Source organism: Leptolyngbya sp. FACHB-711 (assembly GCF_014695615.1).
Taxonomy (GTDB): Bacteria; Cyanobacteriota; Cyanobacteriia; order Elainellales; family Elainellaceae; genus Leptolyngbya_A.
Genome location: NZ_JACJOR010000350.1, coordinates 1 through 7,595 on the forward strand (window position 1 = coordinate 1; position 7,595 = coordinate 7,595).

Here is a 7,595-nt window from a genome sequence, read left to right on the forward strand (position 1 = left end):
CGCTCCAGGAAATGGATAAGCTGCTGGGTCTGCGGCAAAAGCCCGTTTTAATCACCAGCACCCGTTTGACCCTTGACCCGATTTCGGTGATTCCAACCGCGATCCCGATCGCCAGCAGCATTCGTGCTCAGTTGCGCCCCGACCTCTGGGAAGAAAACGCTGAGCGGCTTGCTGTCTTTCGCTACCGCAGCAAAACCAATCCGAATAACTACATTGAACATTACATTACTAATCCTGGTGATATTGCATTGCTGCCCTGGGAAGCTGCCGAGCAAATTATCAACAAATTCGGTTTTGATACCGTCAAGCTTCAGCTTATTTTTGCCGCCCGCACCATGGAAGAAGATGAGCCGTGGAAGAGCACCTTTACGCTGAAAGCCAGCGATATGATTCATCTGTTGGGCTGGGATCGCAACCACAGCACTAGCCTGCCCGATAAGCGCAATGCCGTAGCGACGACTGCCTACGCACTGTCCTGTTTGCTGGTGAAATCGGTGTGGATCGAGGGACGGGGCAAACGACCGATCGATGCTAGTACGCCGATCGGTCGTATGTGGGATGTCTTGATCGATTTGCACGGTCAGTTTGACTGGGTGAGCGGCAAGATTGAGAAGCCGGACGAAGTGTATATCACGGTCAGCCCGGGACTGTGGACCAAGCATTTTCTGAACCGTGCTGGTAGCCGAGCCAAAGAAGCCCTGCATCAGTTTGGCTACCTGGCAAAAGATATTCTGAAAATCGACCCCTATCATCACGAGATGGCGTTGCGATTGGCAATTCAATTAACGCTGGATGCGCGGATTCGGGTACATAATCAAAATCCCTACGACTATCGCGTGGTCAGCTTGCTGGAAGAAGTGTTGCCTCGCACCGAAATTGAAAAAGCTTTGCAGGACAAACACCGGGCACGCGACCTCAAAAACCGCTGGAACCGCGCCATTAAACTATTGCTTAGCCTGGGCTGGCAAATTGAATACGATCCCGCTACCTATCCCGACTGGCTGCAACCCGGCAGCACTGCCCCCAAACCCGACGACTGGCGCAAAGTGAAAGTGATCGATCGCCTGCTGCAAGCCAAGCTCACGATCAAACCGCCTCACCCGATCCCGGAACTGCTGGGCAAAATGAAAGAACCCCGCAAGCCCAAACTGCTTGAACTGCCCCCTGTAGAAGAATTGACGGGCGATCAAGTGCGGATTGCTAGAGAGCAACTGGGCTGGAGCCGGAAGGAGCTAGGCGGATTTCTTGACCTCAGCGCAGACTACATCGGCAAGCTGGAGCGGGGCGATCGAGTGATTACGCCTGAGCTAGAGTCGCGCCTGAGAAAGCTGCTGCATTTGTAGCGTGGCAAAAGCCTTTAAGCTGCAAAGGCTTCAAGCTGCAAGGGAGTTAAGCCGCAGAAGCTCTAAGCCACCGAGGAACGAGAGCGAGAAGCCGACCGCTGGGCAAGCAGTTTTTCAACCGGGTCCAGCAATTGATCAATCCCGGAGGGACGAGGCATTATCCGATCCGCCTCTTCACATAACGCCCCAAGCGTTTCGCCAGCATCATCTGGAAAATAAGAGGAAATCAGCAGCAGCAGCGGGGAATGAACAAACTTTTCTTTGACCTGCCGAATCAGCGATATCCCATCTAACTCAAGCTGATATCGTGGCGCAGGAATGCAAAAGTCTACGATCGCCACATCAAACTGATCGGCACACTGAAGAAACTGCCAGGGATCACAAAACGCCTGTGTCTCATAGCCCCGCCGACGCAGCGCAATTTCTAGCGCAAAGCACCAGCCCTCGTTGTCATCAACAATTGCAATCCTCACCATAAACCCACTCTGCCAAAAGAACTTTGAAACTTAATTAAGTATCTTGACGAACTTTTGATACCCGTTAAGCAGTTTTGAATGGGTTCAGTTTAATCAATCCAAATTTCCTTAGTTTCTGCCATTGGGATGATTGACTCATCACTTTACGATAGATTCGCGAAGGGAAGTCGTGGGATCGCTTGATCCCCTTATCTTGCTAGCTCAAATCCTTCTTCTGGCTCAAATTCTTTTTCAGCTCAAATCAATCCCCAGGAATCGATCGAAAAATCGACTGCGCCAGATCGATCGCAAAATAAAACACCACTCGATCGCCACCAGCCCAATAAACAAATAGTTGACTGCCCCCAGCGGATAAAGCTCAAAAAAGCGGCTCAGCGATGGGATTGACACGATCAGGAAGTATCCTATCAGCAGCACCCCTGACACGATCGAATATCGCCAGTCGCGGCTCAGTGGTTCTCCTCCGACCCAGGCACGGTTAGGCGGCTTCAGAAAAGGCAGCAGCAGCAGTTGACCCATAATCAAAATTGTGACCAGGGCACTGCGCGGAATTGCATAGTTCACCTGGGTTAAGTCCGATCCAGGCGGCAGATTCAGCACCGCAACCACCAGATAAAAGAGATAGACCAGCAGCGATACCAGGGTGAGCGTCAGCGTCGAAGGAATCACAAAATGCAGCATCGATCGCACCATACTCCGGCGCGGCAGCAGTCCCGGCTTTGCCCAGATTGGCAGAAACATAGTGGGAAACCCTACACCGATTAAAGCCACGATCGCACTTTGCTTGTTTTGCAGCGGAAAGCTTTCGGTGACGATCGCCGTTGCAAAAATCAGCAGCGTGACGCAAAACGTACGAACCAGAAACAGTTTCAGCACATCTTGAATGCCGTTACGAATACATTGTCCTTCCCGAAAGGCACGGGGCAACGCCCCAAACGAATCTTTCAGCAGCACAATATCTGCAACGCCGCGAGTCGCTTTACTGCCGCTTTCCATCGCGATCGCCAGATCTGCTTGCTTCAGTGACAGCACATCGTTCACCCCGTCCCCGATCATGGCCACATAGCGCCCCGATTGCCGCAGATGCTTCACCAGCAACGCCTTTTGTTCTGGCGTAACGCGGCCAAACACCGTGCCTTCTCGGGCTGCCTGGGCAAACTGCGCCTCATCTAATTCTGCAAGCTGCGCGCCCGACACCGATCGAATTTCGCGTAAACCCGCCTGTTTTGCCAGGGCTGCCACCGTGTGCGGATTGTCTCCCGAAATGATCTTCACTTCGATCCCGGCACGGGCAAATCCTTCCAGCGTTTCATACGCTTCTGGACGCAGCCGATCGCTAAACCGCAGCAGAGCCAAAGGCTGTAACCCGATCGGCAGCTCAGCCACATCCGCACTCAGCAGCGTCGGGTCAGGATAATAGGCAAACAGCACCACCCGCAACCCCTGCTCTGCTCCCGACTGAATAAAGTCCAGCATTTCACCTGTCAACGTCAGATAGCGAGACAGTGCCTCTGGCGCACCCAGCACGTAAATTCCCCGGCGCATCTCATCATCCAACGCGATCGCACTCCACTTACGGGCAGACGAAAAGGGCAATTCGGCTTTCAGCAATCGGGTTTTGCCGGGATATGCCAAGGCGATCGCCTCACTGGTGCGGTTTCCAGCGGTGACACTGGCAGCATAGTCGGCAAGCTGTGCCACAATTTCTGCTTTATCTAGCTCGGCTTTATCTGGCTCGGCTTTATTTGGCGGAGCAATCCCCCCTTCGGAACCCTGATCAGCACTGATCCCTTCACCCAACGATGAAGCCACCGGATAAACCTCCTCAAGCTGGATCTGATTAGTTGTCAGCGTTCCCGTCTTGTCGAGACACAGCGTATCTACATTACTAAGGGATTCCACCGCGTTCGCCTGCTGGATCAGCACATCCTGACCGACCATTCGCACCGCGCCTAACCCATACGCCAGCGTGATTGCTAGCAGCAGTCCGGCAGGCACGAGTCCGGCAATCACCGCAAACCGCTGCACAATCTCATTTAGCGAATAGCGGCTGCTGAGAAAGCTAATGCCCACTAGCACCCACAAAAAGCAGGCGATCAGCATAAACACGCGAATCACCACATTGATTTCCACCTGAAGCGGCGTAAACCGTCGCCGAAATGCTCGCGCCTCTGCCATTAGCCGATAAGCCAGCGTCTCGCTCCCCACTTTTTGCGCCTCGTAGCAGGCAGTGCCACTCACACAAAAGCTGCCCGAATATACGAGAGCATTCTTCTGTTTAGGAATCAGATCCGATTCGCCTGTCAGCAGCGATTCATCGACTTCCATGCGTCCCGTACCGACGATCGCCCCATCCACCACCAACTGGTCGCCTGGACGCGCAATCAAAATATCCCCTAGCACAATCTCACTCGGATCAATTTCCGATTCCTGCCCTTCCCGAATCACCGTTGCCTGTGGACGGTTTAACAGTGCAATGCGATCGAGCTGCCGCTTCGCCCAAATTTCCTGATAAATACTCACCAGCACCCCACCAAAAATCACCACCACCACCAAAATTCCATCCCCTACCCGCTGCAGCAGAAACATCACCAGGCTGATCGCAAAGAAAATGAAATTAATTACCGTAAACAAGTTCTCGCGAAGAATCTGACTATAGGAGCGGCTCGTTTTCAGCGGCGCAACATTGCCCTGTCCCGCAGCCCGTCGTGCAATGACTTCTTGCTGCGTTAAACCCTGGAGCGATGGTTCAGAATCGGGAGTAGGGCGATCGGGGAGGGCGGTCATGTTGGAGGGTGGCGGGGTGGATGAGTGGGGGGTGCGTGAGCAGGGGTGAGTGGGTGAGGGCGTGAAGGGGGAGCGTGGGTCTCAGTCCACTATGCCATTATGCAATCTCCAGGTTTTAATATTACCCGCCCCCTACGCTTCTACTCTCCTACGCTTCTACTCCCCATCCCCGCACCCCTTAAAATATTCACAAGTCCCCCACTCCCCACCCCCATGTCTTCCGAACTGGTCGAAATCCTTTCTGCTGACGAATTGCGCCGCACCCTAACTCGTCTGGCTTCTCAGATTGTGGAGCGGGCAGATGATTTGTCGAAGCTGGTGCTTCTGGGCATTTATACGCGAGGTGTGCCGATGGCGGAGCTGCTGGCGCGTCAGATCGAGGTGCTGGAGCAGGTGCGGGTTCCGATCGGCGCACTCGACATTACCTTTTACCGGGATGACCTCGATCGCAACGATCTGCGAACGCCAGAGACAACCGAGATCCCATTTGACCTATCGGGAAAAATTGTGGTGCTGGTGGACGATGTGATTTTTAAAGGACGCACGATTCGAGCCGCATTAAATGCAGTGCATGACTATGGCAGACCCGAAGCAATCTGGCTAGCAGTGCTGGTCGATCGTGGGCATCGAGAACTGCCGATCCACCCTGATTTCACGGGCAAAAAGCTGCCGACTTCTAGAGATGAGCAGGTCAAGGTCTATCTTCAGGCGATCGATGGACGCGATGCGGTGGAGCTGACGACTCGACGCGGAGTTTAGCGTTTTCAAGATTGCAAATACCGTAAAAAAAAGATACGGGGTTTATCGCTCTAATCCTGTGAGACACTAGCGAAAGCCAACGTTTTCTCGCAGTTTCCAACGATCGTGACTTTATCTCGCAGTTCTCACCCCAACCGTCAAATTTCTCCCAGTGCAGCTCCCGCAGAAGCTGAAATCACTCAGGCACGTAAAGCGGATCATCTGCGGGTTTGTCTGGAAGACGATGTGCAGTTTCGCCAGACGACCGGACTGGAACGCTATCGCTTTATTCACTGCTGTCTGCCTGAACTCGATCGTCGTGAGATTGACCTCAGGACAAATTTCTTAGGTAAAACGCTGGGCGCACCGCTGCTGATTTCCTCAATGACCGGGGGAACCGAGCTGGCACAGACGATTAACTATCGCTTAGCGGAAGCCGCGCAGGAATACGGGCTGGCAATGGGCGTAGGGTCGCAGCGCGTGTCGATCGAAAAGCCAGAAGTGCGATCGAGTTTTGCCGTGCGATCGGTTGCCCCCGATATCTTGCTGTTTGCTAACCTGGGAGCCGTTCAGTTGAACTACGGCTACGGGATTGAAGAATGCCAAAAAGCGATCGACTGGCTGGAAGCCGACGCGCTGATTTTGCACCTCAATCCGCTCCAGGAGGCGGTGCAGACCAAAGGTGACACCAACTTTCACGGACTGCTCGACAAAATTGCCCAGCTTTGCGCCAAACTGCCCGTTCCTGTGATTGCGAAAGAAGTCGGCAACGGCATTTCTGCGGCAATGGCAAAGCGGCTGCTCGAAGCCGGAGTGGGGGCGATCGATGTCGCCGGGGCAGGTGGAACCTCCTGGGCAAAAGTCGAAAGTGGACGCGCCAAAGACCCCCTTCAGCGTCGTCTGGGCGAAACCTTTGCCAACTGGGGCATTCCCACCGCAGACTGCATTCTCGCCGTCCGATCGATCGCTCCCACCCTGCCCCTGATTGCTTCCGGCGGACTCCGTCATGGACTCGACGTGGCAAAAACGATCGCCCTGGGTGCTGATCTGGGTGGTCTAGCCCTGCCCTTCCTGCAAGCCGCCGCCGACTCAGAAACTGCCCTACAAGAACTGGTCACAGCCCTGAAAGCAGAGCTAACCACCGTTTTATTTTGTACCGGCACGAGGACGATCGCCGACCTAAAAACTTCCCCTATATTAGAGACAGTTTGAATAGCGTGAAAGCTTTTACACTGCCCCTTATCCTACCCATCCATTCTCACTCCGGCGCTTTCACCTCCGCCTCAATCCCCTGCTGCTGAAGTTCCTGAACTCGCTCCTGTGCCTTAGACTGATCGCTAAACGCCCCCATTTGCACACTGGCTCCATCAGAAAAGTTCCGCACATAGGCATCGGGAACGGCTTCCTGTACCTGATTTAGGTCAGAGTCGCTGCGGTAGGGAGTCACAACATAGTAGTAATTCGATTGCCCGGACGAAGGATTGGCTGCCACCGCAGGAGCCGGACTTTCAGCACGGGGGGCAGGTTCACTGGCGGGAGCAGGAGCAGGAGCCGATACAGCGGGTTGGGCAACAGGTGAAGTCGGCTGCTCTGCAGTTTCCCGAAGCGATGATTGCCCGGAAGACTGGGATGGCGCAGAAGCCGACCGCCGGGGGCTGGATGCAGCAGGACGGAAATTTTCAGCGGGAGCAGGAGCCATCACCGCAGGCTCAGGTGGAACGATGACTGTGGCTAGCTCATTGCTGCTTGCCCCAGAGCTGCCTGTTCCAGAGCGATTTGTTGCAGGTGGAATGAGCGGTTCTAAGGGTCTGTTTGCAGCCTGGGGAGAAGGGCTGGCAGACGGTTTCTGCGGGGCGGTTGGGCTAGGCTTGGGTAGTGTGCTGAGCGTGTTCAGGTTCAGTTCAACAAACTCTTTTGCAGCTAGGTTTGGAGAGGGTGCGACAATTACGCCGGGAACCGGAGACGGCTGGGCGGGAGCAGCATTAGGGGTAGCATTAGGTGAATCTGCGGCTGGCTTTTGAGCCGAGAGAAAGCCGAGACTGGTTGGGTTCATTACCAGATAGCCCAGCGTCGCGGTGGAGAGTAGCAGTAGCAGCAGTGACCCAATGCCCAGCGGCGTGAGCAGGGTATCTAGCAGACGATCGGGCTGAGCAACGCGCTGCTGTGGATCTTCTTCGGCAATGCTGCGAAGCAGTTCTTCGCTGGAGGCGAGATAGTCTTCGGGGGCGGATGGCTCTGCATCGGGCAACTG

The 7,595-nt window shown here is 54.5% G+C and carries 6 protein-coding genes; 3 read left to right on the forward strand and 3 right to left on the reverse strand.

The genetic code is table 11. The features are described from left to right. Positions 1 to 1,343: helix-turn-helix domain-containing protein (locus H6F80_RS14505; protein ID WP_190792243.1), on the forward strand; the 1,343-nt coding region annotated here is incomplete at its 5' end. Between the two features lie 62 nt (positions 1,344 to 1,405). Here the strand turns inward: H6F80_RS14505 and H6F80_RS14510 are convergent. Both H6F80_RS14510 and H6F80_RS14515 read right to left on the reverse strand, forming a co-directional pair. Then, complete coding sequence (locus H6F80_RS14510) at positions 1,406 to 1,819, reverse strand: DNA-binding transcriptional response regulator (protein WP_190792244.1); 414 nt, start codon at positions 1,817 to 1,819, stop codon at positions 1,406 to 1,408. Between the two features lie 231 nt (positions 1,820 to 2,050). Continuing rightward, positions 2,051 to 4,606 carry an HAD-IC family P-type ATPase gene (locus tag H6F80_RS14515; RefSeq protein WP_190792245.1) on the reverse strand — a complete coding sequence of 852 codons (2,556 nt, stop codon included), beginning with the start codon at positions 4,604 to 4,606 and terminating at the stop codon, positions 2,051 to 2,053. 213 nt (positions 4,607 to 4,819) lie between these two features. Here H6F80_RS14515 and pyrR point away from each other — a divergent pair, with 213 nt between their 5' ends. Both pyrR and fni read left to right on the forward strand, forming a co-directional pair. Continuing rightward, positions 4,820 to 5,365 (forward strand): bifunctional pyr operon transcriptional regulator/uracil phosphoribosyltransferase PyrR, encoded by a 546-nt coding sequence (pyrR, locus tag H6F80_RS14520; protein ID WP_190792246.1) that lies wholly within the window; start codon positions 4,820 to 4,822, stop codon positions 5,363 to 5,365. 105 nt (positions 5,366 to 5,470) lie between these two features. Next, positions 5,471 to 6,556 carry a type 2 isopentenyl-diphosphate Delta-isomerase gene (gene fni, locus H6F80_RS14525; RefSeq protein WP_518523585.1) on the forward strand — a complete coding sequence of 362 codons (1,086 nt, stop codon included), beginning with the start codon at positions 5,471 to 5,473 and terminating at the stop codon, positions 6,554 to 6,556. Positions 6,557 to 6,602: 46 nt separating this feature from the next. Here the strand turns inward: fni and H6F80_RS14530 are convergent. Further along, a partial coding sequence (locus tag H6F80_RS14530; protein ID WP_190792247.1) for an SPOR domain-containing protein occupies positions 6,603 to 7,595 on the reverse strand: 993 nt, incomplete at its 5' end.

Excerpts from the sequence above, each read along its gene's own strand:
- H6F80_RS14515 (WP_190792245.1), bottom strand. The coding sequence starts at position 4,606 with ATGACCGCCCTCCCCGATCGCCCTACTCCCGATTCTGAACCATCGCTC.
- H6F80_RS14510 (WP_190792244.1), bottom strand. The coding sequence starts at position 1,819 with ATGGTGAGGATTGCAATTGTTGATGACAACGAGGGCTGGTGCTTTGCG.
- pyrR (WP_190792246.1), top strand. The coding sequence starts at position 4,820 with ATGTCTTCCGAACTGGTCGAAATCCTTTCTGCTGACGAATTGCGCCGC.